This is a genomic window from Bradyrhizobium sp. SZCCT0153, from assembly GCF_018129995.1.
Classification (GTDB): domain Bacteria; phylum Pseudomonadota; class Alphaproteobacteria; order Rhizobiales; family Xanthobacteraceae; genus Bradyrhizobium; species Bradyrhizobium japonicum_G.
Map to the genome: position 1 here is coordinate 854162 of NZ_JAFCKS010000003.1, position 26144 is coordinate 880305.

The following is a 26144-nucleotide window of genomic DNA, read 5'->3' on the forward strand; positions in this document are numbered from 1 at the left end:
GTGGAACAGCCTTGCGACCATTGAGGGGCGCGGAGAATTTCTGGATGGCGATCCGCCGCCGCGATTTCCTGAAGGGTGCAGGCCTTGCGGCCGCATCGCTCGGCCTGCCGCAGCTCGCGCGCGGCGCCGAGACCGCCGGCATCTACGACCTCGAACGGTTCGGCAATGCGCGGGTCCTGCACCTCACCGACACCCATGCGCAGCTCAATCCGGTCTATTTCCGCGAGCCCAGCGTCAATATCGGCATCGGCGAGATGGCGGGCCGGCCGCCGCACCTGGTCGGCCGCGCCTTCCTCGAGCGATTCGGCATCCGGCCCAACAGTGCCGATGCCTACGCCTTCACCTGCCTGGAGTTCGAGAAGTCCGCGGGCCGCTTCGGCAAGCTCGGCGGCTTCGCTCATCTGAAGACACTGGTCGATCGTCTGCGCAGCGATGTCGGCGAGGCCCGTTCGCTGCTCGTCGACGGCGGCGATCTCTGGCAGGGCACCGGGCTTGCCAATGTCATGCAGGGCCGCGACATGGTCGAGGTCGCCAATCTGCTCGGCATCGAGGCGATGACCGGGCATTGGGAATTCACCTATGGCGAGCAGGTGCTGCGCGACAATCTCGAGCGCTTCAAGGGCGAGTTTCTGGCGCAGAACGTCTTCCTGACCGAGGAAGCCGCCTTCAACGACGCGATCGCCTTCGACAAGGCCACGGGGCGCGTGTTCAAGCCGTCTGTGATCAAGGATCTCGGCGGCCATCGCGTCGCGATCGTCGGCCAGGCTTTCCCTTACGTGCCGATCGCACATCCAAAACGGTTCACGCCGGACTGGACCTTCGGCATCCGCGAGGAGGAATTGCAGAAGCACGTCGACGCGTTGCGCGGCCACGACAAGGTCGATGCCGTGATCCTGCTGTCCCATAACGGCATGGATGTCGACCTCAAGCTCGCGAGCCGGGTCACCGGCATCGACGTCATCCTCGGCGGTCACACCCATGACGCCGTGCCGCAGCCCATCCCCGTGAAGAATGCCGGCGGCACGACGCTCGTCACCAATGCCGGCTCCAACGGGAAGTTTTTGGGCGTGCTCGATCTCACGCTCGAAAAAGGCAAGGTCGGCGACGTCCGATATCATCTGCTGCCGGTCTATTCCGAGCTGCTCAAGCCCGACCCCGCCATGGCCGAGCTGATCGGGCGACTGCGCGCCCCGCACGTCACCGACTGGTCGGAGAAGGTCGCAACGCTCGACCGCCTGCTCTATCGCCGCGGCAATTTCTCCGGCCCCGTCGACGAATTGATCTGCACCGCGCTGCGCACCGAGCTCGACGCCGAGATCGCGCTGTCGCCGGGCTTTCGCTGGGGCGTCACCGCGCTGTCCGGCCAGGCGCTGACCATGGAGGATGTGCTCGCGGAAACCGCGATCACCTATCCCGAGACCTATGTGCAGGCGATGACCGGCGGCCAGATCAAGGACGTGCTGGAAGACATCTGCGACAATCTCTTCAATGCCGATCCATACTACCAGCAGGGCGGCGACATGGTGCGCGCCGGCGGGCTCAGCTACACCTGCACGCCGACGGCCGCGATCGGCAGCCGCATCTCCGATCTCAAGCTCGGCAACGGCAAAGCCCTCAGCGCGAACCACCGCTACAAGGTCGCCGGCTGGGCCTCGATCAACGGCCAGCAAGGTGCGCCGGTGTGGGACGTCGTCGGCAAATATCTGCGCTCGGGCCGGACGTTGCCGGAACGGCTTGGGTACGGCGTCACGTTGAAAGGCGTCGAGGACAACCCCGGCATTGCGGAATAGTGATGATGCAGTCGCTCGTCTTTCGCGCGCTGGCGCTTGTGCTGCTCACCTGCGCCGCGACACCGCTCGCTTTTGCGCAACAGGTGCCGCTGCAGGACAAGCCGTTCGCCGAGCACAGGATCGTGCTGCAGCTCTCCGACGGCGACGCGAAGAAGCAGGCGCTGGTGCTCAGCGTCGCCAACAATTTGCTGAAGGCCTACGATCCCGACAAGGTCGCGATCGAGGTGGTGGCGTTCGGCCCCGGCATCGCTCTGCTGCTGTCCGGCAGCGAACGCCGCAAGCAGGTGGAAAGCCTGATCGCGCAGGGCGTGCGCTTCGATATCTGCCTCAACACGGTCGATACGATGGAGCGGGAGACGGGCAAGCGGCCTGAGTTCATTCCCGCTGCTACGCCGGTGCAGGTCGGGGTCGGGCAGATCCTGTTCCTCAGCGAGAACGGGTATACGCTGGTGCGGCCGTAGGGCCCTCCCCCGTCGAGTTTGAGGGCAGGACAGGAGCTCGTCACCGCAATAAGAATCTTCTAAATTTTCTTGTTTGCACAGTGAATTGCTTCTCTTTATAGCCCTCGGCATAGTAGAATCTTGGAAATCAGTTCCATTGCCGGACTCCCTGCCATGATCTTCCGCCAACTCTTCGACAGCGTTTCGGGCACCTACAGCTACGTCCTCGCGAGCCGCCCCGGCGGCGAGGCGCTGATCCTCGATCCCGTGCTGGAGAAGGTCGACCGCTACTGCCAGCTGCTGCGCGAGCTCGACCTCAAGCTGGTCAAGGCGGTGGACACGCATCTCCACGCCGACCACGTCACTGGCCTCGGCGAGTTGCGCGACCGCACCCATTGCATGACCGTGATGGGCGACCAGACCAAGGCCGACGTTGTGGCGATGCGGGTCGCCGACGGCGACAAGGTGACGATCGAGGGCCTGTCGCTCGACGTGATGTACACGCCCGGCCACACCGACGATTCCTATTCCTATCTGATGGGCGACCGCGTCTTCACCGGCGACACGCTGCTGATCCGCGGCACCGGCCGCACCGACTTTCAGAACGGCTCGTCGCGTGCGCAGTACGAGTCGATCTTCAACCGCCTGCTCAAGCTGCCCGACGAGACGATGGTGTTCCCGGCGCACGACTACAAGGGCGACACCGTCTCCACCATCGGCGAGGAGAAGCGCTACAATCCGCGGCTCCAGGTGCGCTCGGTCGACGAATATATCGAGCTGATGGCCAATCTGAAGCTGCCCAATCCGAAGATGATGGACGTCGCGGTGCCCGCCAACATGCATGTCGGCCTGCATCAGGAGGAGCTGGAGAAGGAGGGCCGCGCGCTGAGCGCGGTCGAGGCGATCCGCGTCCTCGGGCGACCCGATATCCTGCTGGTCGATCTGCGCGAGACCAACGAGCGGATGAAGCACGGCATGCTCGAGGGCGCACTGCACACGCCCTATCCGTCCGTCGAGGATAGCCTGAAGCCCGGCGGCATGCTGCGCGAGGTTGCGGCCGCGACGGGCCGCCGCGTCGTGTTCTTCTGCGCCTTCGGCGAACGCTCGGCGATGGCGGTGGCCGCCGCCAAGGAGGCCGGGCTCACCAACACCGCGCATATCGCCGGTGGCATCGACGCCTGGAAGAAGGCCGGCGGGCCGGTGGTGCACGGCTGACGTCGTTGTCGCGACCCTTGAGATAGGTCAGGCTCTCCACATGTTTTCGGGATAGGGTCGGATGACGCATCACCATCCGGGACCAGCCATGGCCAAGATCGGCAAGCCGAGCGCGCCGCCCAAAATTGCGGACGACAAGCCAGCGGAAGACAAGGCGAAGAAGCCCCTGCCTCCGCGCGACACCGACGACGATGATTACGAGGACGGCGACATCGCGACGCCGAAGCGCGACCGCTACGGGCCGGATGACGAGCCCCTGTAAGCAGCGATCGACGGCGGACGTTCTAAACACCTGCTCGCGCTGCAAACTCCGCCTTCGCCCCGACCCGCGCTAGCTGCCATGCGCCCGCGTTCATGGACAAATAACCGCTGTGCCCGATAGTTTGCGCGTCCCCAAGGAACGTAAAACGGAACTGCAATGGTCGACGTTCTCGCTGCACCGCAGCAAGGCAAGGCGGACAGTGCACTGCGCACGCTGACCGGAATCTCGATCGCGCATTGGGTCAGCCATTTCCATCTGCTGGTCCTGCCGATGCTGTTTCCGTTCCTCAAAGGCCAGCTCGGCGTCGGCTATATCGAGCTCGGCTTCGCGCTCACCGTGTCCGCGGTGGTGTCGGGGCTGACGCAGGCGCCGACCGGCTATCTCGTCGATCATTTTGGCGCGCGAAGGATCCTGCTGGGCGGCCTCACGCTCGGCGGCGTCGCGCTGATCCTGCTCGGCCTGCACCTCAGCTACGCCTCGCTGATCGCCTGCGCCGTGCTGCTCGGGCTCGCCAACAGCGTCTACCATCCCGCCGACTACGCCATCCTCGCCGAGCACATGGACGAGGCGCGGATGGGCCGCGCCTTCTCGATCCACACCTTTGCCGGCTACTTCGGCGGCGCGGTGGCGCCGGCGATTGTCGCCGCGCTGGTTGTCGTGTCCGGCGGTGTCGGGGCTTTGATCGCAGCGGGTGCGACCGGCGTTGCGGTGGCGTTGCTGCTGGTCGTCATGAACATTCCCGATGCCGGTGCCCACAAGGCAAAGCCGGGCGCAGCGAACGCGCCGAAGCAGGCCGTGATCACCCCGGCGCTGATCACGCTCACGGCGCTGTTCATGCTGCTCAGCCTGTCGGTCGCCGGCATCAACAATTTCGGCGTGGTGGCGCTGATGAGCGGCTATGGCACGTCCTATTCGGCCGCCAATATCGCGCTCACCGCGTTTCTCGGCGCCAGTGCAGCGGGCGTGCTCGCGGGCGGCTTCCTCGCCGACCATACCGAGCGTCACGGCTACGTCGCCGCGGCCTGCTTTGCCGCGAACGCGGGAATCGTGCTGCTGATCGCTTTGGTGACGCTGCCGGGCTGGGCTTTGACCGCGACGATGACGGCCGCGGGCTTCCTCTCCGGCGTGATCGCGCCCTCGCGCGACATGCTGGTGCGTAATGCCGCGCCGCCCGGTGCCGCCGGCCGCGCCTTCGGCATCGTCTCCACCGGCTTCAATCTCGGCGGCATCGTCAGCCCGCTGCTGTTCGGCTGGATCATGGACCAGAGCGCGCCGCACTGGGTATTCGGGGCGTCCGTGATCTTCATGCTCGCAACGGTGGTGCTGTCGCCGTTCACCGAACGGCGGGCGAAAACCGGTTCGTGAGCGGCGAAGGTCGCTACAAATTCAATCGTCGTCCCGCATCAACACACTGGATGTCGTCCCGACCTTTGCCGGGACGAAGCTATTGATTGGAGCGGGCGAAACACCGACCCTACGTCGGCGACACCGCGCCCTTCAACGCGCCGGCCTGCGGCGCGGCGGCGCCGGTCAGCCGGGCCTTTTCAGTGTTCGGCCAGAGCAGGAGCAGCCCGAGCAGACCGGAGCCGACCATGATCGCGGCGTTGATGGTGAAGCCGGTCATGTAGCCGTCGAGCATGCTGCCGGCCCGCTGGATCACGGTGCCCATCACGGCGGGCGCGATGATGCCCGAAAGCGTGTAGAGCGCGCCGTAGATTGCGAGGATCGCGCCGCGTTGCGAGGTCGGCGTGAACTCGCCGAGCATCGGCGGGCAGACCACGTAGATGGCGCCGCACAGGCCCGTTCCGACCACGAGCAAGGTGAGCTGAAGGGCCGCGCCTTGGACATACGGCATCGTGGCCAGGATCAGGCCGCCGATGACCAGCGGCACGGAGCCGAGCACGCCGCGGGCGATGCGCGTGGTCGAGCCGCGGGCCATCATCAGCTGCGAGATCCAGCCGGTCAGGATCACGATGGTGGCGCCGAACAGCCATGGCAGGGTCGAGATCCAGCCGGCCTGGCTCTGCGAGAAGCCGAGGCCCTTGATGATGAACGGCGTGAACCAGGTCAGCCCGAGCGACAGCGCCCAGTAAGCGCCGAACGTCGCCGCGACGCAGCCGAGGAACGTGCGGGAGGTGAGCAGCTGAATGTAGGGAATCTTCGTCTCGGCCGCCGCCAGAGCCTGGGTATCCTCGAGCGGGCCTTCCTTGCCGAACGCGAGCCAGGCACAGACCCACATCAGGCCGACGACACCGAGCGCGCCGAAGGCGTAGTGCCAGGAATGATTGACGATGACCCAGTTCAGCGCCGGCACCGCGAGGATGACGCCGAAGGCCGAGCCCTGCGACAGGATCGCGGTCGGCAGCGTCCGCTTCTCGTCGGGAAACCATTTGTAGATCGCGTGCGCGGCGACCGAGAAGGCCGGGCCTTCGCCCGCGCCCAGCACGATGCGGCAGATCAAGAGCGTGGTGAAGGAGACGGTGCCGACCATCGGAAACTGCGCCAGCGCCCAGACCACCGCGAGCGCGAGCAGCACCCAGCGCGTCGGCACCTTGTTGACGATGAAGCCGACAACGATCGCGGAGATCGAGAACAGGAAGAAGAACGAGGAGCCGAGCAGGCCAAACTGCTCCGGCTCGAGCTTCAGGTCCGACATGATCGGCACGCCGGCGAGGCCGACGACGATCTTGTCGGCGAAGTTTACCAGCATGAACAGAAACAGCAGAAAGGTGACGGTCCAGGCTCCCTTTGGCGTCCCGGTCGTCTCGCTCGCCACCTTGGGCGTTCCTTGAGCGCTCATGATTCTCCCCGTCGTCTTTTTGGCACTTTTTTGATTTGGTCGTTTTGCGAGCTAACAACGGCTTCGAGACCAACGCAACCCGGCATTTCCGCAGCAGGTGTGCTACGCAGCAATTCCGTTAATTCCTTCCGGCGCCATCCATCGTGCTGAGTATCCGAAACCTCTCCAAGACATTCTCTTCGGCCGGCGAGCCGGTCCATGTGCTGCGCGGTGTCGATCTCGATCTCAAGGCCGGCGAACGCGTCGCGCTGACCGGCGAGTCCGGCAGCGGCAAGAGCACGCTGCTGCACCTCGTCGCGGGGCTCGATGCCGCCGATGGCGGCACGATCCGGCTGGACGACACCGAGGTCACCAAGCTTTCCGATGCCGGGCGCGCGCAGCTGCGCCGCGACCGGATCGGCCTGGTTTTTCAGCAGTTCAATCTGATCCCGAGCCTTTCCGTCGCGGATAATCTCGCCTTCCAGGCGCGGATCGCCGGCCGCCACGATGCGGCCTGGTCCAGGGAATTGATCGAGCGGCTCGGTCTCGGCAGCCTGCTCAAGCGTTATCCGGAACAATTATCAGGCGGACAGCAGCAACGGGTCGCGATCGGCCGAGCGCTGGCGACAAGGCCATCGTTGCTGCTCGCGGACGAGCCGACCGGCAATCTGGATGAGTCGACCGCCGAGGACGTGCTGGCCCTGACGCGCGATCTCGTCATCCGCACCGGCTGCGGCTTCCTGATGGTGACGCACAGCCTGCATCTGGCCGCAACGCTCGACCGCCAAGTCACCTTGCACGCGGGGCGGATCGCATGAAGCGCGCGCTGTGGATCCTCGCGGTGCTGCTCAGCCATTGGCGGCGCCACAAGATGCAGTTTGCGACGCTCCTGATCGGGCTGATCGCGGCGACCGCGCTGTGGAGCGGCGTGCAGGCGATCAACCAGCAGGCCCGCAACGCCTATGATCGCGCGGCGGCAACGTTCGGCGGCACTCGCACGGCGATGCTGGTCGCACCTGATACCGCGACTTTCTCGCAGGACCTTTTCGTCAAGCTCCGCCGCGCCGGCTGGCCGGTCTCGCCGATGCTGGAGGGACGCGTCCAGATCAACGGACGCGCAGTGCGATTGCTCGGCATCGAGCCGGTGACGTTGCCGGCCGATGTCGGCAACGCGCCGCGCCTTGGTGCTTCGGATCTGGGCAGTTTTGTTGCCGCGCCGGGCCAGACATTGGTCGCGCAAGAGACGCTTGCCGATCTGCAGGAACAGCAAGGCGCGGCACCCGCGATCAGCAGCGGCGCAAAACTGCCGCCGCTGCGCGTATTGCCCCAGCTCGTGCCCGATGTGCTGGTGGTCGACATCGGCGTGGCGCAGCGGCTGCTGAACAAGCCGGACCAGGTCTCGCGGCTGCTGATCGGCAAGCCCAGGGGCAAGCTCGCACCGCTGGCAAGCGTCGTCGGCGAGCAATTGCAGCGGGTCGAGCCCAATGCGGAGACGGAGCTGGAACGCCTCACCGACAGCTTCCATCTCAATCTCACGGCCTTCGGCCTGCTGTCGTTCTTCGTCGGCCTCTTCATCGTCAACTCCGCCGTCGGCCTCGCTTTCGAACAACGGCTCCCGATGCTGCGGACGTTGCGAGCCTGCGGTGCCTCGGCGCGTCTGGTCAACACCGCGCTGGTGGTCGAGCTGGTGGCATTGGCACTGATCGCCGGACTGATCGGGCTCGCCTGCGGCTATTTCATCGCGGCTGCGCTCTTGCCCGACGTTGCGGCGTCGCTGCGCGGGCTCTACGGCGCGCAGATCCCGGGACAGCTCAGCTTGCGACCTGAATGGTGGCTCGCCGGCATTGGCATCAGCATTGCCGGCGCGCTTGTTGCGGCGGCGACCAGCCTGATCAAGGCGATCAGGATGCCGGTGCTGGCCACCGCGCAGCCGCATGCCTGGCAGCAGCGACAGCGCCGCTGGCTGATCCTGCAGAGCGGAGCGGCCTGCGCCGTGTTCGCGGTCGCACTGTTGCTGCTTCACTACGGACAATCGCTGATCGCGGGCTTCGGCGTGCTGGCAGCGCTGATGCTCGGTGCGGCACTGATCTTGCCGGCCTTCCTCGAGATCCTCCTGCTCGCGGGCCAGCGTTTCGCACGGGGCCCGCTGGCGCTGTGGTTCTGGGCGGACAGCCGCCAGCAGCTTTCCGGATTGTCGCTGGCACTGATGGCGCTGCTGCTCGCGCTCGCCGTCAACGTCGGGGTCTCCACCATGGTGGAAACGTTCAGCCGCACCTTCATCGGCTGGCTCAACGGACGGCTCGCGGCCGACGTCTACATCAGCGCCTCCGACAATGCGCAAGGCGTCGCGATCCGGAGCTGGCTGAAGGAGCGTAGCGACGTGCAGGCGATCCTCTCGGGCGGGCGCGCCGAGACGCAGGTTCAGGGCCAGCCGGTCGAATTGCTCGGCCTACCCGATCACCCGCTCTATCGCGAGCGCTGGCCGCTGCTGGAAGCCGCGCCGCGCGCCTGGACCCTGCTCGTGCCGGGCAACGCCGCCTTCATCAGCGAGCAGCTGAGCCGGCGCCTGAACGTCCGGGTCGGCGATGTCATCGACGTCCCGGCGCCGGGCGGGAGCTGGGAGCTCGACATCGCCGGGATCTATGCCGATTACGGCAACCCCAAGGGGCAGCTCGCCGTCAACGTCGCCGCGCTCATTCGACAGTTTCCGCAGACGCCGCAGACGCGGATCGGCCTCATCGTCGCGAAGCAGAACATCCCAGGCCTGATCGCGGCGTTGCAGAAGCAGTTTGCGCTCGACGACCGCAGCGTCGCCGACCAGGCGACGGTGAAGGCGGAATCGATCCGCATCTTCAACCGCACCTTTGCGGTGACGTCTGCGCTGAACGCCTTCACGCTCGGCGTCGCGGGCATCGCGCTGCTGACCAGCCTGCTGACGCTGGCGAATTCCCGCCTGCCGCAGCTCGCGCCGCTGTGGGCGATCGGCATCACGCGGCCGCGCCTCGCCGCGATCGAGCTGACCAAGACGCTGTCGGTCGCGCTGTTCACATCGCTCCTTGCCGTGCCGCTCGGACTGCTCGTGGCGTGGTGCCTGATCGCGATCGTCAACGTGAAGGCGTTCGGCTGGCGGCTGCCGTTCCACGTGTTTCCGCTGCAACTGGTGGGGCTGGTCGCGGTGGCGCTGGTCGCGTCGCTGCTTGCGGCACTGCTGCCGATGATAAGGCTGGCGCGGATGCAACCGGCGAACCTCGTCAAGGTGTTTGCCAATGAGCGCTGACAAAATCTCGCGGCGCGCTTTGTTCGGCGGCATCGCTGCGCTCGCGCTTGCACGCCGTGCGGGCGCGCAAGGCTATGCCGGGCTCGGCGAGACGGCCGACGGCTTTGCGAAGGTCACGCCGGGAAAGACGTTCGCCTTTCCCGCCGATCACGGGCCGCATCCTGATTTTCGCATCGAGTGGTGGTATCTCACGGCAAATCTCGTCGACGCGAGCGGCGCGGCTTGCGGCCTGCAATGGACGCTGTTCCGTCAGGCGGCGCAGCCGGGACCGCAGGGCGAAGGCTGGGCCAATCAGCAGATCTGGATGGCGCACGCCGCAGTGACGCGCGCGGACACCCACCGCTTCAACGAGGTATTTTCCCGCGGCGGGATCGGACAGGCCGGCGTCACGGCAAAACCGTTTGCGGCCTGGATCGACGATTGGGAGATGAAGGGTCTCGAGCGCAGCGACGATCGCACCCTGGCGCCGCTGACGCTGAAGGCCGCGGGTACCGACTTCAGCTACGCGCTGACACTGGAGGCCGATCGTCCCGTGGTGCTGCAGGGCGATGGCGGCTACAGCCGCAAGTCGGAGCGCGGGCAAGCGTCGTACTATTACAGCCAGCCGTTCTACCGCGCGCGGGGCACGCTCACCATCGACGACAAGCCGGCCGATGTCTCCGGCCAGGCCTGGATGGACCGCGAATGGAGCAGCCAGCCGCTCGACGCCGACCAGACCGGCTGGGACTGGCTGTCGCTGCACCTGTCATCCGGCGACAAGCTGATGCTGTACCGGCTGCGGCAGAAGGACGGCCGGAATTATCCGTTCGGCAACTGGATCACCGCCGCAGGCGGCACGCAGATGATTGCAGGCAACGACATCCAGATGTTTCCGAGCGCAACGGCGGAGGTTGCTGGACGCAAGCTGCCGGTGGAATGGCAGATCGCGATTCCCTCGCGGTCGTTCTCGATCCGCTGCAAGCCGCTCAATCCCAAGGCCTGGATGGGGACCGGCTTCTCCTATTGGGAAGGACCGATCAGCTTCGCCGGCACGCATGACGGCGTTGGCTATCTCGAGCTGACCGGGTATTGAACCGCGACCTCTTCAAAGGGATTCGCCATGTATCATCTCACTGCCCTCGTCACGCTGCTGGCGATCGCATTTTATTTCTTTACCTGCATCAATGTCTCGCGGTCGCGGACCAAAACGGGCGTCAGGGTGCCGGCGATGACAGGCCATCCCGATTTCGAGCGCGCTTTCCGCATCCAGATGAACACGCTGGAATGGTTGCCGATCTTCCTGCCGGCGCTCTGGCTGTTTGCGATCCATATCGGCGACGCCGTCGCAGCCGGAATCGGCGCGGTCTGGATCATCGGCCGCATCGTCTATTTCATCGGCTATTCGAAGGCCGCCGCAAGGCGCGGCCCCGGCTTTGCGATCCAGGGCATCGCCGCGATTGCGTTGTGGGCAGGCGCTCTGGGGGCAGTGGTGCTGCGGCTGGTGTGAGGCTCGAGCAACCTCAACACACTCAGTGTCGTCCCGGCGCGAAGGCCGGGACGACGGCGGAGCTATTAGCGCGGTCCCCGCCTCACTTGGTCAGCGGGCAGCCGCTTTCCTTGGCGGTAAGGAAGGCCTGGTCGCCGGGGACCACGGCGAGCTGCTTGTAGTAGTCCCACGGCTTCTTCGATTCCGAGGGCTTCTTGACCTCGAACAGATACATGTCGTGGACCATGCGACCGTTCTGCAGCACCTTGCCCTTGGCGAAGGCGTCGTCGACCGGCAGCTCCTTCAGCTTCTTGGCGACCGCTTCGGTGTCCTTGGTGCCGGCGGCCTTCACCGCCTTCAGGTAGCTGAGCGTCGCCGAATAGGTGCCGGCGTGGATCATGCTCGGCATTCTCCCGGTGCGCTTGAAGAAGCGCTCGGAGAATGCCCGCGACGCATCGTCATGATCCCAATAGAAGCCTTCGGTCAGGACCAGGCCTTGCGCCGCCTGCAACCCGAGGCCGTTCACCTCCGCAAGCGTCATCAACAGACCGGCGAGCTTCTGGCCGCCGGAGACGATGCCGAACTCGGCCGCCTGCTTGATCGAGTTGGTGGTGTCCTGGCCCGCATTGGCGAGGCCGACGATCTTCGCCTTCGAGCTCTGCGCCTGCAGCAGGAAGGAGGAGAAGTCCGACGAGTTGAGCGGAACGCGGACCGAGCCGAGCACCTTGCCGCCATTGTGGGTGACGATCTCGCTGGTGTCCTTCTCCAGCGCGTAGCCGAAGGCGTAGTCCGCGGTGAGGAAGAACCAGGTATCGCCGCCGGCCTTGGTCAGCGCACCGCCGGTACCGACCGCGAGTGCATGGGTATCGAACGCCCAGTGGAAGCCATAGGGCGAGCAGGCGCTGCCGGTGATGCTCGAGGTCGCCGCGCCGACCACGATGTCGATCTTCTTCTTTTCCTTCGACAGGTCCTGCACGGCCAGCGCCACCGACGATGTCGTGAGTTCCGTGATCATGTCGACATTGTCGGCGTCGTACCAGCGGCGTGCAATGGAGGTGGCGAGGTCAGGCTTGTTCTGGTGATCGGCGGTGATCATCTCGACCTTCTGGCCGAGCACTTCGCCGCCAAAATCCTCGATCGCCATCTTGGCGGCTTCGACCGAGTACTTGCCGCCGTAGTCGGCATAGACGCCGGACTGGTCGTTGAGGATGCCGATCTTGACGCCCTGCGCGGAGGCTGGCGCCGCCAGCAACAGGGCAGAGGTTGCGACAGCGGCCAAAAGTGCTGATTTCATTCGTTGGCTCCCAGCAGTTTTCTGTTTTGAAATCGCGCGGATACTAATGAAGAACCCCGGGCCTGCCCATCCATTTCATGTTGGTCGTTAGTTGGAGGAAGCGCCAAGCAAACGGCGTCGTCCCGACACCGAGGTGGTCGATACGCCAGTGGTCAACCCCGGCCCTATGGAGCCACGACCTCCGGCTTCTTGTCGTTCCGCCCCTCGGCCAGGTTCCGCACCACCACATAGAAGATCGGTGTGAACAGAAGACCGAACAGGGTGACGCCGATCATGCCGAAGAACACGGCGACGCCGACAGCCTGACGCATTTCCGAGCCCGAGCCGGACGATATCACCAGCGGCAGCACGCCGAGGATGAAGGCGAAGGAGGTCATCAGGATCGGCCGCAAGCGCAGGCGGCAGGCGTCGATCACGGCCTCCAGCCGCGGCTTGCCTTCTTTTTCGATGTCGCGCGCAAACTCAACGATCAGGATCGCATTCTTCGCCGCGAGCCCCACGAGAACGACAAATCCGATCTGGGTGAGGATGTTGACGTCCTGCCCCATGATGCGCACACCGATGGTCGCAGCGAGCAGGCACATCGGCACGATCAGGATCACCGCGAACGGCAGCGTCCAGCTGCCATATTGCGCGGCGAGCACGAGATAGACGAACAGCACGCAGATCGGGAACACCAGCAGGCCGGCATTGCCGCCGGTGATTTGCTGGTAGGAAAGGTCGGTCCATTCGAAAGTGAAGCCGCTCGGCAAGGTATCGTCCGCAAGCTTCTTGATGGTGTTGAGCGCCGTGGTCGAGCTCACGCCCGGCGCTGGCTCACCCTGGAGCTCGGATGCTGCATAGAGATTGTAGCGGGCGACGCGGTCAGGGCCGGAGACATCCTTGAAGTCGACCACGCTGCCGAGCATCACCATGTCGCCGGAGGCGTTGCGCGTGCGTAGCCGCGCGAGGTCGGTCGGCTCTTTCCGGAACGGGAAATCGGCCTGCGCGGTGACGTGATAGGTCCGGCCGAACAGGTTGAAGTCGTTGACATAGGTCGATCCGAAATAGGTCTGGATCGTGTCGTTGATGTTGGCGATCGGCACCCCGAGCTTCTGCGCCTTGGTGCGGTCGATGTCGACGAAGAGCTGCGGAGTGTTGGCCGAGAACGGCGAGAACACCGTCGGAGCGAGCAGCAAGGGCGATTTGCGCGCCGCGGCGACGAGCTCGTCGGTGGCTGCGGCGAGCAGTTCAGGCCCGCGACCCTGGCGGTCCTGGATGCGGATGGTGAAGCCGCCGCCAGTGCCGATGCCGGGCACAGCCGGCGGCGGAATCACGATGATGAAGGCGCCCTGGATCGCTGCCAGGCGCTTGCGCAGCTCGACCGTGATGGCATTTGCGGTAAGCCCCTTCTTGATTCGTGCCTCGGGCTCCTCGAATACCGGGAACAGCGCCGCAGCGTTGCCGGCCTGCGTGCGCGTGGCGCCGGAGAAGCCGGCGAAGGCCGCGACGCGGACGATGCCCGGCGTATCCAGCGAGATCCGCTCGATCTCGCGCACGACCTCGGTGGTGCGCGCCAGCGAGGCCGCACCCGGCAATTGCACGGAGATGATGACGTAGCCGCGGTCCTGCGCCGGAATAAAGCCCTGCGGCGTGGTCCCGATCAGCCAGCCGGCACTGCCGATCAGGACCACATAGATCAGGATCATCACCACAGAATGCCGGATGACGAAATTGGCGACACCGGCATAGCCGTGCGCCAGCCGGTCGAACACGCGGTTGAAGGCACCCGTGAACGCGCTCCAGCCGCGGGCGAGGATATTCCAGCGCGCCGGCGGCCGCTTCTCCTCGTGCGGAACGAGGAGAAGCGAGGCCAGCGCCGGCGACAGCGTCAGCGAGCAGAAGCAGGAGATCGCGGTCGCGACCGCGATGGTGACGGCGAATTGCTGGAAGAATTGCCCGGATATGCCCCCTAAGAACGCGGTCGGGACGAACACGGCACACAGCACCAGCGCGATCGAGACCAGCGCGCCGCCGACCTCCTCCATGGTCTTGAGCGCGGCATCGCGCCTGCTCATGCCGTGCTCGAGATGTCGCTCGACATTCTCGACCACCACGATGGCGTCGTCGACCACGATGCCGACGGCGAGCACGAGGCCGAACAGGGTAAGGTTGTTGATGGAGAAGCCCAGCGCCGCCATCACTGCAAATGTGCCGACCAGCGAGACCGGGATCGCGATGATCGGAATGATCGCCGGCCGCCAGCCTTGCAGGAACACCAGCACGACGATCACCACGAGCAGCATGGCCTCGTAGATGGTCTTGATCAGCTCGTGGACCGACTGCGCGATGAACTCGGTCGGGTTGTAGCCGATATTGTAGTCGAGCCCCTTCGGAAAGCTCTCCTTGAGCTTCGTCATGGTGTCGGAGATGTTCTTTGCCGTGGCGAGCGCGTTCGATCCCGGCCGCTGCGTCACCAGCATGGCGACCGCCGATTTGCGCAGCAGGAAGCTGTTGGTGGAATACGCCAGCGCCCCGAGCTCGATGCGCGCGACGTCGCGCAGGCGCACCGTGCGGCCATCAGAGCCGGCCTTGATCAGGATATCCTCGAACTGCTTCTGGTCTTTCAAGCGCCCGGTGAAGGTGAGATTGGGCTGGAAGGCGCGGTCGGCGATCGGAGGTTCGGCGATCTGGCCGCCCGCGATCTGCACGTTCTGCGCCCGGATCGCGGCGAGCACTTCGGCCGAGGTCAGGCCGAGATTGGCGATCCGGTCGGGATCGAGCCAGAGCCGCATCGAATAGTCGCGTGCGCCGAAGATCTGGATGTCGCCGACGCCGTCGATCCGCAGCAGCTGGTCGCGGACCTGGAGCAGCGCGTAGTTGGAGATGTAGAGCTGGTCGAAGGTGTCGTCCGGCGACAGCATGAACACGACCATCAGGATGTCGGGCGAGTTCTTGCGGGTGACGACGCCGTTGCGCTGCACCTCGTCGGGCAGTTGCGGCTGCGCGATCGCGACGCGGTTCTGCACCAGCACCTGCGCCTTGTCGAGGTCGGTGCCGAGCTTGAAGGTGACGGTGATGGTGAGCTGGCCGTTCGAGGTCGCCTGGCTGTAGAGATACAGCATGTCCTCGACGCCGTTGATCTGTTGCTCTATCGGAGCGGCGACGGTGTCGGACACGGTTTGCGCCGACGCGCCCGGATATTGCGTGGTGACCACGACGGTCGGCGGCACCACCTGCGGATATTCGGAGACCGGCAGCGTGGTGTAGGCGAGCGCGCCGACGATCAGCAGCACGATCGACAGCACCATCGCCAGGATGGGCTGGTTGATGGAGAGACGGCCCAGGTTCATGATTTGCCACCGCCCGGCGCTGGCGCGGTCTGCGGGGCGACCTTGGCGCCGACGCGGGCGCGCTGAATGCCGTTGACGATGACGCGGTCGTCCGGCTTCAGGCCTTCGCGGATCACGCGCAAACCTTCGTCCAGCGGTCCGAGCACCACGGCACGCGCTTCCACGGTGTCGTCAGGCTTGACCACGAACACGATCTTGCGGGACTGGTCGGTCGCGACCGCCACGTCCGGAATCAGCAGCGCCTCGTAGGGCGCGCTGCCGATCAGCCTGATACGGCCGAACTGGCCGGGCAGGATCGAGAGATCGGTGTTCTTGACCACGGCGCGGCTGCGCAGCGTGCCGGTCGAGACGTCGAGGCGGTTATCGAGGAAGTTGATCGAGCCGTCATGCGACGGCTTGGTCTCGCCGGCCAGCGTCACCTGCACGGGGTTCGCGGTATCGCGCGAGCTCGGGCGCTTACCCTCGAACCACAGCTTGCTGTACTTCATGAACGTGGTCTCATCCATGTCGAAATAGACGTAGATCGGATCGAGCGTGACGATCGACGTCAGCAGCGTCGACGAGCCGTTGTCACTGCCCTGCACGAGATTGCCGGGACTGACGAGATGGCGGCTGACGCGGCCGGTGATCGGCGCGGTCACATGCGTGAACTCGATATTGAGCCGGGCGGCCTTCAGCGCACCTTCGGCCTGCGACACCGCGGCGTGTGCGGCCTGCAGGGCCTGGCGGCGCTGGTCGACGACCTGCTCCGAGACCGCGCTGGTCTGAACCAGGTTCAGGCCGCGGTCGAGCTCGCGCTTGGCAAGCTCCACCTTGGCGCGCGCATCGGACAGCTGGCCGTCGGCCTGTTCGGCCACCGCCTCGAACGGACGCGGGTCGATCACGTAGAGCAGATCGCCCTGGTGCACGATGGCGCCGTCCTGGAACTCGACGGAGTTGACGAAGCCGCCGACGCGGGGGCGCACCTGCACCTCCTCGACCGCCTCGAAGCGGCCGGTGAACTCATCCCAATCGGTGACGGTGCGCTTGACCGGCTGAGCGACGGTGACCGGCGCTGGCGGCGGGGCGCCCGCCTGCGAAGTCGGCTGTCCGCAACCGGTGAGCGCGAACGCCGCGGCGAGAAGCCCGGCAATTGTGTAGGGCCGAGGCGAAACGAAATCGTGCTTTTTGACAAACTGCTCGCTTCCGTCCGGTCCAGCCATCCCAGGTCCTCGCATAAAAGCCGCGGAAAAAGCAGGATACTCTTCTCCCCGCGGGCGCCACAAGATGGGTGGCAATGATGAACTCTTCAAGACCAAAGCGCGCGCATTGCTTTGAACGACGCCCCGGCCGGATGGCGGGTTGACAGATGGATGGTCGACTGCGCTCGAGCCGCATTGAAGGTGTCACCCTCCCCTGGAGGGCAGGGCTATCGCATATGAAGAAAAGCGTGGCGGGCAGCTTGCCTGCGGCCCATCCTTCGAGACGCCCGCCTACGGCGGGCCCTCAGGATGAGGTCGCGTTTTGCGGTGAGATATCAGACCCTCATGGTGAGGAGCCCGCCAAAGCGGGCGTCTCGAACCATGCAGGCCGAGGTCTTTCGGAAACCTCCCGCTGTCATATGCGATAGCCCTGCCCTGGAGGGGTAGGGCAAGAGTTGCCCCAGCGTCTTCGCACATGACGGGCGCGCCCGGCTCGGCTAGATTATCCTCACAAAAGCAAGACGAATTGTCCGGGAGGACAGGCGTGCACCAGGGACGTGTCGTTTACGGCGCGATCGAGGAGGTCGTGTTCGGTCACCCGGCGGCCGCGGCCATCGTCGCGCAGATGGACCGGCTGGGGACGCGCCGTGCGTTCCTCATGGTCTCCGGCACGCTGAACCGGCAGACCGACGAGATCACGAAGATCAAAGATGCGCTGGGCGCGCGCTGCGCCGGCCTGTTCGACGCGATGCCGGCGCACACGCCGCGCGAAGCGGTGATCGCGGCCACCAATGCGGCGCGCGAGGCGGGCGCCGATCTGATCGTCACGGTGGGCGGCGGCTCGATCACCGACGGCGCCAAGGCGGTGCAGCTCTGCCTCGCCAACGGCATCGACGACATCGAGGGCATCGAGCGTATCCGGGTGCACAAGGGCGTCGCGCCCGAGATGACTGCGCCGGTCGTGCGCCAGATCAGCGTGCCGACTACGATCGCCGGCGGCGAGTTCTCATCGATCGCGGGCGTCACCGACCGCAGCACGCATGTGAAGCAGATGCTGCGGCACCCGCTGACGGTGCCGCGGGCGACCATCCTCGATCCCGCCATCACCGTGCACACGCCGGAATGGCTGTTCCTCTCGACCGGCATCCGCGCCATCGATCATTGCGTCGAGGCGATCTGCTCGCGCGAAACCCATCCCTATGCCGACGCGCAATCGGTCAAGGGGCTCGCGATGCTGGCCGACTCGCTGCCGCGGGTGAAGGCCGACCCTTCCGATCTCGACGCGCGGATGGACGCCCAGATCGGCACCTGGCTGTCGATGGGCGCGCTCGCAGCCGGCGTGCCGATGGGGGCGAGCCATGGCATCGGCTACGTTCTGGGCGCGGCCTTCGACGTGCCGCACGGCCACACCTCCTGCATCATGCTGCCGGCCGTGATGCGATGGAACGCGAGCGCGAATGCCGAGCGCCAGATGATCGTCGCGGCCGCGATGGGCTTTCCCGGCCACAACGCCGCCGACGTGCTCGATGCCTTCATCCGTTCGCTCGGCATGCCGCGCAGCCTCGCCGACGTGCGCGTCTCGCCCGAGCATTTCGACGCCATCGCCGAACAGGCGATGCGCACGCCCTGGGTGCCGCGCAATCCGCGCAAGATCGACAGCCCGGCGCAGTTGCGCGAAATCCTGCTTCTCGCCGCATGATTCAAAGCCGGAGGATCGATGTACCCAGGTCAGCATGCCCGCCTACGCCCGCTCCAGCCTGCCTTCATCATGGCTGGAACAGGCGAGGCGGTCACCTATCGCGAGCTCGACGCGCGCAGCAATCGCCTGGCGCATCTGTTCCGCAAGCGCGGCCTGAAGCGGCTCGACCATTACTCGATCTTCATGGAGAACAATTCGCGCTACCTCGAAGCCTGCGGCGCGGGCGAGCGCTCCGGGCTGTACTACACCTGCATCAACTCGTTCCTGACGCCGGGCGAGCTCGCTTATCTCCTCGTCAACAGCCAGTCGAAGATCCTGATCACATCTGCGGCGAAACTCGACATCGCGCGCGAGGCGATCAAGGCCTGCCCCGACATCAAGCTCTGCATCGTCGCCGACGGCCCCGGGGAGAGCGACCGCATCGTCGGACTTGCCGAGGTGACCGCCGACATGCCGAAGACGCCGATTGCGGATGAATGGCTCGGCACCGCGATGCTCTACTCGTCGGGCACGACTGGACGGCCCAAGGGCATCCTGCGGCCGCTACCGGAGGAGCCGCCGAAGCACAATCTGCCGCTGTTCGATTTCCTGACAAAGCTTTGGCACTACCGCGAGGGCATGGTCTATCTGTCGCCGGCGCCGCTCTATCACTCGGCGCCGCAGGCGGCGGTCAACCTCACGATCCGCATGGGCGGGACCGTGATCATCATGGAGAATTTCGATCCCGAGCGCTACCTGCAGCTCGTGCAGCAGTGGGGCATCACCCATACCCAGCTGGTGCCGACGATGTTCTCGCGCATGCTGAAGCTGCCTGAGGAGGTACGAAAGCGCTACGATTTGTCCTCGCTGGAGATCGCGATCCACGCCGCCGCGCCCTGCCCGGCGCTGGTCAAGGACGACATCATCAAATGGTGGGGCCCGATCATCCACGAATATTACGGCGCGACCGAGGGCCTCGGCTTTACCGCCTGCAACAGCGAGGAATGGCTCGCCCATCGCGGCACCGTCGGCAAGGTGCTGCTCGGCGACCTCCATATCCTCGACGAGAACATGCAGGCGTGCCCGACCGGCACGCCGGGGCAAGTGTGGTTCAAGACTGGATCGCCGTTCGAATATTTCAACGATCCGGAGAAGACGAAAGAGGCGCGCTCGGCCGACGGCAGCATGAGCACGGTCGGCGACGTCGGCTATGTCGACGCGGATCGCTACCTCTACCTCACCGACCGTGCGACCTTCATGATCATCTCGGGCGGGGTGAACATCTATCCGCAGGAATGCGAGAATTTGCTCATCACCCATCCGAAGGTCGCGGACGCCGCGGTGTTCGGCGTCCCCAATCCCGATCTCGGCGAAGAGGTGAAGGCCGTGGTGCAGCCGATGCCGGGCGTGGTGCCGGGCGAGGCGCTCGCCGAGGAGCTGATCGCCTTCTGCGGCGCGTCATTGTCGCGGCAGAAGGTGCCGCGCTCGGTGGATTTCGAGAAGGAATTGCCGCGGCTGCCGACGGGGAAGCTTTACAAGCGCCTGCTGCGGGACCGGTATTGGGGGAACAAGACGTCAAGGATCGTGTGACAGGCACAACCACAAACTTCACTGTCATCCAGAACCAACGTCGGCGCGGACCCGGGACGACAGCGAAGCTTGTCGCGGCGGCTCGGCACAGGAACCATCCGTTCGCACCTGCACTCCCACATTATGAAATGTGTGAACCTCCTGCGGCCTCGCGTCATCCGAATTGTCGAGAGCGCTGCCGCCCTTGCGGGTTGCTTCGCAGGGCCCGCGTCGCTATCGTCGCGACAAACAGGCCGCAAAAGGCCGATGTCCAGGGAGGATGAGCATGCGGAGCGTATGGGCGCTCGCCGCGATGGCGGCGCTATCTGTGCTGACGGCCTCAACCACTACGCTCGCCGGCGAGCCCAAGCAGGGCGGTGTCCTGCGGATGTATCATCGCGACAGTCCGGCCAACGCCTCCATCCTCGAAGGTGCGACCTATTCGGTCAACGTGCCGTTCATGGGGGTCTTCAATAATCTCGTCATTTATGACCAGCACATCGCGCAGAACAGCCCTGATACCCTGAGGCCTGATCTGGCCGAGAGCTGGTCCTGGAGCAGCGACAACAAGAAACTGACGTTCAAGCTGCGTCAGGGCGTCAAATGGCATGACGGAAAGCCGTTCACATCGGCCGACGTCAAGTGCACTTTCGATCTCCTGATGGGCAAATCGCAGCAGAAGTTGCGGCAGAATCCACGCAAGGCCTGGTACAGCGAAGTCAACGACGTCACGCCCAACGGCGATTTCGAGGTCTCCTTCGATCTGAAGCGGCCGCAACCTTCGCTGCTGGCGATGCTCGCGTCCGGCTATACGCCGGTCTATCCCTGTCACGTCTCGCCGGCGGACATGCGCACCCATCCGATCGGAACCGGGCCGTTCAAATTCGTCGAGTTCAAGGCCAACGAATCGATCAAGCTGACGCGAAATCCTGACTACTGGAAGAAGGGCCTGCCATATCTCGACGGCATCGAGTACACGATCATCACGAACCGCTCGACCGCGATTCTCGCCTTCGTCGCCGGCAAGTTCGACATGACCTTCCCGACGCACATCACGATTCCGCTCTTGAAGGACATCAAGTCGCAGGCGCCGAACGCGGTTTGCGTCGTCGAGCCGACCAATGTCTCGACCAACATCATCGTCAATTCGACCTCCCCACCGTTCGACAACATCGATATCCGCCGAGCGATGGCGATGGCACTCGACCGGAAGGCCTTCGTCGATATCCTGTTCGAAGGCCAGGCCGATATCGGCGGCACCATGCTGCCGCCACCTCAGGGCATCTGGGGCATGCCCAAGGACAAGCTGGCGACCATTCCGGGCTATGGCCCTGACGTGAACGCGAGCCGGGAGGAAGCGAAGAAGCTGATGCAGAAGGCGGGCTACGGCCCGGACAAGCACCTCGCGGTAAAAATCTCGACGCGCAATATCGCCGAATATCGCGACCCCGCGGTGATCCTGATCGATCAGCTCAAGAGCATCTATATCGACGGCGAGCTCGACGTCGTCGAGACCGCGAACTGGTTCCCGAAAGTCGCGCGCAAGGATTACATGCTCGGCCTCAATCTGACCGGCAATTCCGTCGACGACCCCGACCAATCCTTCTACGAAAACTATTCCTGCGGCTCAGAACGGAACTACACCAATTACTGCAACAAGGAGATCGAGAAGCTGTTCGACGCGCAGTCGCAGGAGACCGACATCGGCAAGCGCAAGCCGCTGGTCTGGGATATCGACAAAAAGCTGCAGGAGGACGTCGCCCGTCCGATCATCTTCCATGCCCGGGCCGGTACCTGCTGGCAGCCCTATGTCAAGGGCGTCACGATCATGTCGAACAGCTCCTATAACGGCTTTCGCTACGAGGACGTGTGGCTCGACAAGTAGCGCGCCAGGCTGAAGACTAGCGGCTCGCGGAGGGCGAAGGATGTTTGCCTATCTGGTGCGGCGCCTGCTTCTGATGCTCGTGACCCTGTTCGGGATCTCGGTCGTCATCTTCTTCCTGCTGCGCATCGTGCCCGGCAACATCGTCGACATCCTGTTTGCCGCGGCCGGCTATGTCGATCCCGCCGACAAGGCCAATCTGGAAAAGGAGCTCGGCATCGACCAGCCGCTGATCTTGCAATACTGGCACTGGATCAGCGGTTTTCTGCGTGGTGACTTTGGTTACTCCTACGTCTCCGAGAAGCCGGCGCTCCAGGAGATCTTGCCGCGGATTCCGATCACCGCGCGGCTTGCCGGGCTGGCGCTGCTGTTCTCGGCGTCGATCGGCATTCCGCTCGGCGTCATCAGCGCGGTGAAGCAGGGCACGCGGCTCGATTACGCGCTCCGCGTCGTCAGCCTGAGCGGATTGTCGCTGCCTTCGTTCTGGCTTGGATTGCTCATCCTCACCGCGTCGGTGGCGATGTTCAATCGGATGCCGATCTTCAATCCAAATCCACAGACCTGGCTCGAGGCGTTCGCCACCTACGCCGTGCCCGCCGCCGCCGTCGGCTTCCGCAGCGCCGCGCTGACCATGCGCATCACCCGATCCTCGATGCTGGAGGTGCTGAGGCAGGACTATATCCGCACCGCGCGCGCCAAGGGCGCCTCCGATGCCACCGTGAATTATCAGCATGCGCTGAAGAACGCGATCCTGCCCGTCATCACCGTGATCGGCATCGAGGCCGCGTTCCTGATCGGCGGCCTCATTGTGACGGAGACCGTGTTCAACATCCCCGGCGTCGCCCGCTTCCTGGTCGAGGCGATCCGCTGGCGCGACTATCCGATCGTGCAGAACCTCGTGATGCTGATCGCCGTCGTGGTGGTGAGCGCCAATTTCATCGTCGACATGCTGTACGCCGTGTTCGATCCGCGGATCAGGTACACGGATTAGGAGAGCTGCTTGGCTACGATCGACTATGATCTCGAACTGAGACGCGCCGGCGCGCATGCTGCCGGCGGCTGGCGGCGTGTGCTGTTTCTGGCGCAACGGCACGTGCTGGGCGCGGCCGGCCTCGTCATCATGACACTGTTCGTGGTCACGGCGATCTTCGCCGATTTCATCGCGCGCTATGATCCCCTGACGATCGACGCCGCCGGCGCGCTGGCGCGCCCGAGCCTGACGCACTGGATGGGCACCGATTCCTTCGGCCGCGACGTCTTCAGCCGCATAATCCACGGCTCGCGGATCTCCCTTGCGGTCGGGATCGGCTCGACCGCGCTCGGCGGCGCGATCGGCGTCATCGTCGGATTGACCTCGGGCTATCTCTCCGGCTGGGTCGATCTTGTGTTCCAGCGCATCTCCGACGTTCTCCAGGCGCTGCCGCTGCTGGTTCTGGCCCTGATCATGACGGCGGCGCTCGGCCCGTCGCTCCCGAATGTCATCATCGCCATCGCCATTCCGCTGATCCCGACCGTGTCGCGCGTCGTCCGCGCCAACACGCTGGCGCTGCGCGAACTGCCATTCGTCGAGGCCGCCAAGTCGATCGGCATGAGCGAAGTGCGCATCGCACTGCGCCACGTGCTGCCGAACACGCTGGCGCCGCTGATCGTGCTTGCGACCGCGCAACTCGGCTCGACCATCCTGACCGAGGCCTCGCTCTCGTTCCTGGGCCTCGGCATTCCAGAGCCTTATCCGTCCTGGGGCCGCATGCTGTCGGAATCCGCGGCCGAATATGTCCGCACCGCGCCGTGGCTGGTGATCTTCCCGGGCATCGCGATCAGCCTCGCCGTGTTCGGCGCCAACCTGTTCGGCGACGCCCTGCGCGACATCCTCGATCCCCGGCAGCGCGGCTGATGGCGGAAAAATCCGATCTCGTGCTCGAGGTGAAGAATCTGAAGACGGTGTTCTTCACCAATTCCGGCCTGTTCAGGGCGGTCGACGACGTCTCGTTCACCGTGAGGCGCGGCGAGACGCTGGCCATCGTCGGCGAATCCGGCTGCGGCAAGAGCGTCACTGCCCTCTCGCTGATGCGGCTGGTACCCGACCCGCCCGGCCGCATCGTCGGCGGCTCGATCACGCTCGAAGGCACCGATCTGCTGGCACTGGACGAGGCAGCGATGCGCGCTGTCAGGGGCAACCGCATCTCCATGATCTTCCAGGAGCCGATGACCTCGCTCAATCCGGTGATGCGGATCGGCGACCAGATCGTCGAGGCCGTGCGGCTGCATCGGAACATGTCGTCGAAAGAGGCCCGCGACGTCGCGGTCGAGATGCTGCGCCTGGTGCGCATCCCCGAACCGGCGCGGCGCGCACGGGAATATCCGCACCAGCTCTCCGGCGGCATGCGCCAGCGCGCGATGATCGCGATGGCGCTGGCCTGCCGGCCGGCGCTGCTGCTCGCGGACGAGCCGACGACCGCGCTCGACGTCACCATCCAGGCGCAGATCCTGGCGCTGATCCTCGACCTCCAGAAGGAGCTCGGCACCGGGCTCGTGCTCATCACGCATGACCTCGGCGTCGTCGCGCAGACGGCGCAGCGCGTGATCGTGATGTACGCGGGCAGGAAAGTCGAGGAAGCCAGCGTCGAGGCGCTGTTCGCCGCGCCGATGCATCCCTACACGCGCGGGCTGATGGCCTCGATCCCGGCCGTGCCGGCGTCGGGTGTCGCCGCGCAGGAACGGCTGAACGAAATTCCCGGCACTGTGCCGTCGCTGGTCGGGCTGCCGAAAGGCTGCGCTTTTGCGCCGCGCTGCAAGCTCGCGATCAAGCGCTGCGAGGCCGAATATCCGCCGCTCACGGATTGGGGCGGCGGCCATCTCGCCGCATGCTGGCGCGCGGCCGACGTGGCGGAGGTGGCATGACCGAGGCGCTGCTCGAGGTCACCGATCTCACGAAACACTATCCGGTGCGCGCGGGCGTGTTGCGCCGGCAGGTCGGCACCGTGCATGCCGTCGACGGCGTCTCGTTTTCAGTTGGAGTCGGCGAGACGCTGGGCCTGGTCGGCGAATCCGGTTGCGGCAAATCGACGGTGGCACGCAGCGTGCTGCGGCTGGTGGAGCCGACCTCGGGCCAGATCCGCCTCGATGGCGCGGACATCACCCATCTCTCAAAGACGGCGCTGCGCCCGCACCGGCGCTCGATGCAGATCGTGTTCCAGGACCCGTTCGCCTCGCTCAATCCGCGCATGACCGCAGGCGACATCGTCGGCGAGCCGCTCGCCGTGCACGGGCTCGCGACCGGCAAGGCGCTGGAGGCACGCACAGCAAGGCTGTTCGAGCAGGTTGGCCTTCGGCCCGACCAGATGCGCAATTTCCCGCATCAATTCTCCGGCGGCCAGCGCCAGCGCATCTGCATCGCGCGCGCGCTGGCGCTCGGGCCGCGTCTGATCGTCTGCGACGAGCCGGTCTCCGCACTCGACGTCTCGATCCAGGCCCAGGTGATCAACCTCTTGATCGACCTGCAACGCCAGCACGGCTTCTCCTATCTCTTCATCGCGCACGACCTTGCCGTGGTCGCCCATATCAGCCACCGCGTCGCCGTGATGTATCTCGGACGCATCGTCGAGATCGCCGACAAGGACGAGCTGTTCCGCAGTCCGCGCCATCCCTACACGCAGGCCCTGCTCGCCTCGGTGCCGGTTGCGAACCCGCTCGCGAAGAAGCTCGTGCCGCTGGTCGACGGCGACGTGCCGAGCCCGGTCAATCCACCCTCCGGCTGCGCGTTCCACACCCGCTGCCGGTTTGCGATGGAGCGATGCAGGACGGAGCGGCCGGCGCTGGTGGATACCGGTGATCGTCATCAGGTGGCGTGTTTGCTCAATGAGGGGACGGGGCGACCGAACTCGATCCCGTAGGACGGGCAAAGCGAAGCGTGCCCACCATTCCATGGCAATCGCGGCACTGGTGGGCACGGCCCTATGCGCCTTTGCCTACCCTACGAT

General features: G+C 65.2%; 20 protein-coding genes. 16 read left to right on the plus strand and 4 right to left on the minus strand.

The annotated features are described in order from the left end of the window. Nucleotides 1-44: 44 nt before the first annotated feature. The 5 genes from soxB (at nucleotide 45) to JQ572_RS17710 (ending at nucleotide 5072) form a co-directional block, all read left to right on the plus strand. The gene (gene soxB / locus JQ572_RS17690) at nucleotides 45-1790 is read left to right on the plus strand and encodes a thiosulfohydrolase SoxB (protein ID WP_211384077.1); all 1746 of its coding nucleotides are present in this window, start codon (nucleotides 45-47) and stop codon (nucleotides 1788-1790) included. Nucleotides 1791-1792: 2 nt separating this feature from the next. After that, the gene (locus JQ572_RS17695) at nucleotides 1793-2251 is read left to right on the plus strand and encodes a DsrE family protein (protein WP_211384076.1); all 459 of its coding nucleotides are present in this window, start codon (nucleotides 1793-1795) and stop codon (nucleotides 2249-2251) included. Between the two features lie 153 nt (nucleotides 2252-2404). Continuing rightward, entirely contained in the window at nucleotides 2405-3445 is a 1041-nt protein-coding gene (locus JQ572_RS17700) for an MBL fold metallo-hydrolase (protein ID WP_211384075.1), read from the plus strand. A gap of 61 nt (nucleotides 3446-3506) precedes the next feature. Then, nucleotides 3507-3707, plus strand: coding sequence for a hypothetical protein (locus JQ572_RS17705; protein WP_211384225.1), 201 nt, complete (start codon nucleotides 3507-3509; stop codon nucleotides 3705-3707). 156 nt (nucleotides 3708-3863) lie between these two features. Next, nucleotides 3864-5072, plus strand: a complete 1209-nt coding sequence (locus JQ572_RS17710; protein WP_211384074.1) for an MFS transporter — start codon at nucleotides 3864-3866, stop codon at nucleotides 5070-5072. A 109-nt stretch (nucleotides 5073-5181) separates the two neighbouring features. Here JQ572_RS17710 and JQ572_RS17715 read toward each other — a convergent pair whose 3' ends face one another. After that, the gene (locus JQ572_RS17715) at nucleotides 5182-6507 is read right to left on the minus strand and encodes an MFS transporter (RefSeq protein ID WP_211384073.1); all 1326 of its coding nucleotides are present in this window, start codon (nucleotides 6505-6507) and stop codon (nucleotides 5182-5184) included. Between the two features lie 143 nt (nucleotides 6508-6650). On the opposite strand from JQ572_RS17715, the gene JQ572_RS17720 reads away from it, so the two are divergent. The 4 genes from JQ572_RS17720 to JQ572_RS17735 are packed head-to-tail and all read left to right on the plus strand — an operon-like array spanning nucleotide 6651 to nucleotide 11249. Further along, nucleotides 6651-7304 (plus strand): ABC transporter ATP-binding protein, encoded by a 654-nt coding sequence (locus JQ572_RS17720; protein WP_211384072.1) that lies wholly within the window; start codon nucleotides 6651-6653, stop codon nucleotides 7302-7304. Further along, a complete protein-coding gene (locus JQ572_RS17725) occupies nucleotides 7301-9763 on the plus strand; it encodes an ABC transporter permease (protein ID WP_211384071.1) in 2463 nt (820 codons plus the stop codon). Before JQ572_RS17720 ends, JQ572_RS17725 begins: the two co-directional genes overlap by 4 nt. Continuing rightward, nucleotides 9753-10835, plus strand: coding sequence for a lipocalin-like domain-containing protein (locus tag JQ572_RS17730; RefSeq protein WP_211384070.1), 1083 nt, complete (start codon nucleotides 9753-9755; stop codon nucleotides 10833-10835). The genes JQ572_RS17725 and JQ572_RS17730 overlap by 11 nt, the downstream gene beginning before the upstream one ends. A 27-nt stretch (nucleotides 10836-10862) precedes the next feature. Next, nucleotides 10863-11249, plus strand: a complete 387-nt coding sequence (locus JQ572_RS17735; RefSeq protein ID WP_211384069.1) for an MAPEG family protein — start codon at nucleotides 10863-10865, stop codon at nucleotides 11247-11249. Nucleotides 11250-11331: 82 nt separating this feature from the next. Here JQ572_RS17735 and JQ572_RS17740 read toward each other — a convergent pair whose 3' ends face one another. The 3 genes from JQ572_RS17740 to JQ572_RS17750 form a co-directional block, all read right to left on the minus strand. Then, nucleotides 11332-12522 (minus strand): ABC transporter substrate-binding protein, encoded by a 1191-nt coding sequence (locus tag JQ572_RS17740; RefSeq protein ID WP_211384068.1) that lies wholly within the window; start codon nucleotides 12520-12522, stop codon nucleotides 11332-11334. Nucleotides 12523-12686: 164 nt separating this feature from the next. Beyond that, entirely contained in the window at nucleotides 12687-15854 is a 3168-nt protein-coding gene (locus JQ572_RS17745) for an efflux RND transporter permease subunit (protein ID WP_211384067.1), read from the minus strand. After that, the gene (locus JQ572_RS17750) at nucleotides 15851-17056 is read right to left on the minus strand and encodes an efflux RND transporter periplasmic adaptor subunit (RefSeq protein WP_211384066.1); all 1206 of its coding nucleotides are present in this window, start codon (nucleotides 17054-17056) and stop codon (nucleotides 15851-15853) included. The genes JQ572_RS17745 and JQ572_RS17750 overlap by 4 nt, the downstream gene beginning before the upstream one ends. A gap of 523 nt (nucleotides 17057-17579) precedes the next feature. On the opposite strand from JQ572_RS17750, the gene JQ572_RS17755 reads away from it, so the two are divergent. From JQ572_RS17755 to JQ572_RS17785, 7 genes are all read left to right on the plus strand, one after another. Beyond that, entirely contained in the window at nucleotides 17580-18734 is a 1155-nt protein-coding gene (locus JQ572_RS17755) for an iron-containing alcohol dehydrogenase (protein WP_211384065.1), read from the plus strand. A gap of 18 nt (nucleotides 18735-18752) precedes the next feature. Beyond that, complete coding sequence (locus tag JQ572_RS17760; RefSeq protein WP_211384064.1) at nucleotides 18753-20303, plus strand: AMP-binding protein; 1551 nt, start codon at nucleotides 18753-18755, stop codon at nucleotides 20301-20303. A gap of 265 nt (nucleotides 20304-20568) precedes the next feature. Beyond that, on the plus strand, nucleotides 20569-22167 hold the full coding sequence (locus JQ572_RS17765; protein ID WP_211384063.1) for an ABC transporter substrate-binding protein: 1599 nt from the start codon (nucleotides 20569-20571) through the stop codon (nucleotides 22165-22167). Between the two features lie 40 nt (nucleotides 22168-22207). Then, complete coding sequence (locus tag JQ572_RS17770; RefSeq protein WP_211384062.1) at nucleotides 22208-23155, plus strand: ABC transporter permease; 948 nt, start codon at nucleotides 22208-22210, stop codon at nucleotides 23153-23155. A gap of 9 nt (nucleotides 23156-23164) precedes the next feature. Beyond that, complete coding sequence (locus JQ572_RS17775; protein WP_211384061.1) at nucleotides 23165-24058, plus strand: ABC transporter permease; 894 nt, start codon at nucleotides 23165-23167, stop codon at nucleotides 24056-24058. Next, complete coding sequence (locus tag JQ572_RS17780) at nucleotides 24058-25065, plus strand: ABC transporter ATP-binding protein (RefSeq protein ID WP_211384060.1); 1008 nt, start codon at nucleotides 24058-24060, stop codon at nucleotides 25063-25065. The genes JQ572_RS17775 and JQ572_RS17780 overlap by 1 nt, the downstream gene beginning before the upstream one ends. Further along, on the plus strand, nucleotides 25062-26057 hold the full coding sequence (locus tag JQ572_RS17785; protein ID WP_211384059.1) for an ABC transporter ATP-binding protein: 996 nt from the start codon (nucleotides 25062-25064) through the stop codon (nucleotides 26055-26057). Before JQ572_RS17780 ends, JQ572_RS17785 begins: the two co-directional genes overlap by 4 nt. Nucleotides 26058-26144 lie beyond the last annotated feature (87 nt).

What these genes read in the sequence shown, in the direction of transcription:
- soxB (WP_211384077.1), top strand. Translation starts at nt 45, where the DNA reads ATGGCGATCCGCCGCCGCGATTTCCTGAAGGGTGCAGGCCTTGCGGCC.
- JQ572_RS17695 (WP_211384076.1), top strand. Translation starts at nt 1,793, where the DNA reads ATGATGCAGTCGCTCGTCTTTCGCGCGCTGGCGCTTGTGCTGCTCACC.
- JQ572_RS17700 (WP_211384075.1), top strand. Translation starts at nt 2,405, where the DNA reads ATGATCTTCCGCCAACTCTTCGACAGCGTTTCGGGCACCTACAGCTAC.
- JQ572_RS17705 (WP_211384225.1), top strand. Translation starts at nt 3,507, where the DNA reads ATGACGCATCACCATCCGGGACCAGCCATGGCCAAGATCGGCAAGCCG.
- JQ572_RS17710 (WP_211384074.1), top strand. Translation starts at nt 3,864, where the DNA reads ATGGTCGACGTTCTCGCTGCACCGCAGCAAGGCAAGGCGGACAGTGCA.
- JQ572_RS17715 (WP_211384073.1), bottom strand. Translation starts at nt 6,507, where the DNA reads ATGAGCGCTCAAGGAACGCCCAAGGTGGCGAGCGAGACGACCGGGACG.
- JQ572_RS17725 (WP_211384071.1), top strand. Translation starts at nt 7,301, where the DNA reads ATGAAGCGCGCGCTGTGGATCCTCGCGGTGCTGCTCAGCCATTGGCGG.
- JQ572_RS17730 (WP_211384070.1), top strand. Translation starts at nt 9,753, where the DNA reads ATGAGCGCTGACAAAATCTCGCGGCGCGCTTTGTTCGGCGGCATCGCT.
- JQ572_RS17735 (WP_211384069.1), top strand. Translation starts at nt 10,863, where the DNA reads ATGTATCATCTCACTGCCCTCGTCACGCTGCTGGCGATCGCATTTTAT.
- JQ572_RS17740 (WP_211384068.1), bottom strand. Translation starts at nt 12,522, where the DNA reads ATGAAATCAGCACTTTTGGCCGCTGTCGCAACCTCTGCCCTGTTGCTG.
- JQ572_RS17745 (WP_211384067.1), bottom strand. Translation starts at nt 15,854, where the DNA reads ATGAACCTGGGCCGTCTCTCCATCAACCAGCCCATCCTGGCGATGGTG.
- JQ572_RS17750 (WP_211384066.1), bottom strand. Translation starts at nt 17,056, where the DNA reads ATGGCTGGACCGGACGGAAGCGAGCAGTTTGTCAAAAAGCACGATTTC.
- JQ572_RS17760 (WP_211384064.1), top strand. Translation starts at nt 18,753, where the DNA reads ATGTACCCAGGTCAGCATGCCCGCCTACGCCCGCTCCAGCCTGCCTTC.
- JQ572_RS17765 (WP_211384063.1), top strand. Translation starts at nt 20,569, where the DNA reads ATGCGGAGCGTATGGGCGCTCGCCGCGATGGCGGCGCTATCTGTGCTG.
- JQ572_RS17770 (WP_211384062.1), top strand. Translation starts at nt 22,208, where the DNA reads ATGTTTGCCTATCTGGTGCGGCGCCTGCTTCTGATGCTCGTGACCCTG.
- JQ572_RS17780 (WP_211384060.1), top strand. Translation starts at nt 24,058, where the DNA reads ATGGCGGAAAAATCCGATCTCGTGCTCGAGGTGAAGAATCTGAAGACG.
- JQ572_RS17785 (WP_211384059.1), top strand. Translation starts at nt 25,062, where the DNA reads ATGACCGAGGCGCTGCTCGAGGTCACCGATCTCACGAAACACTATCCG.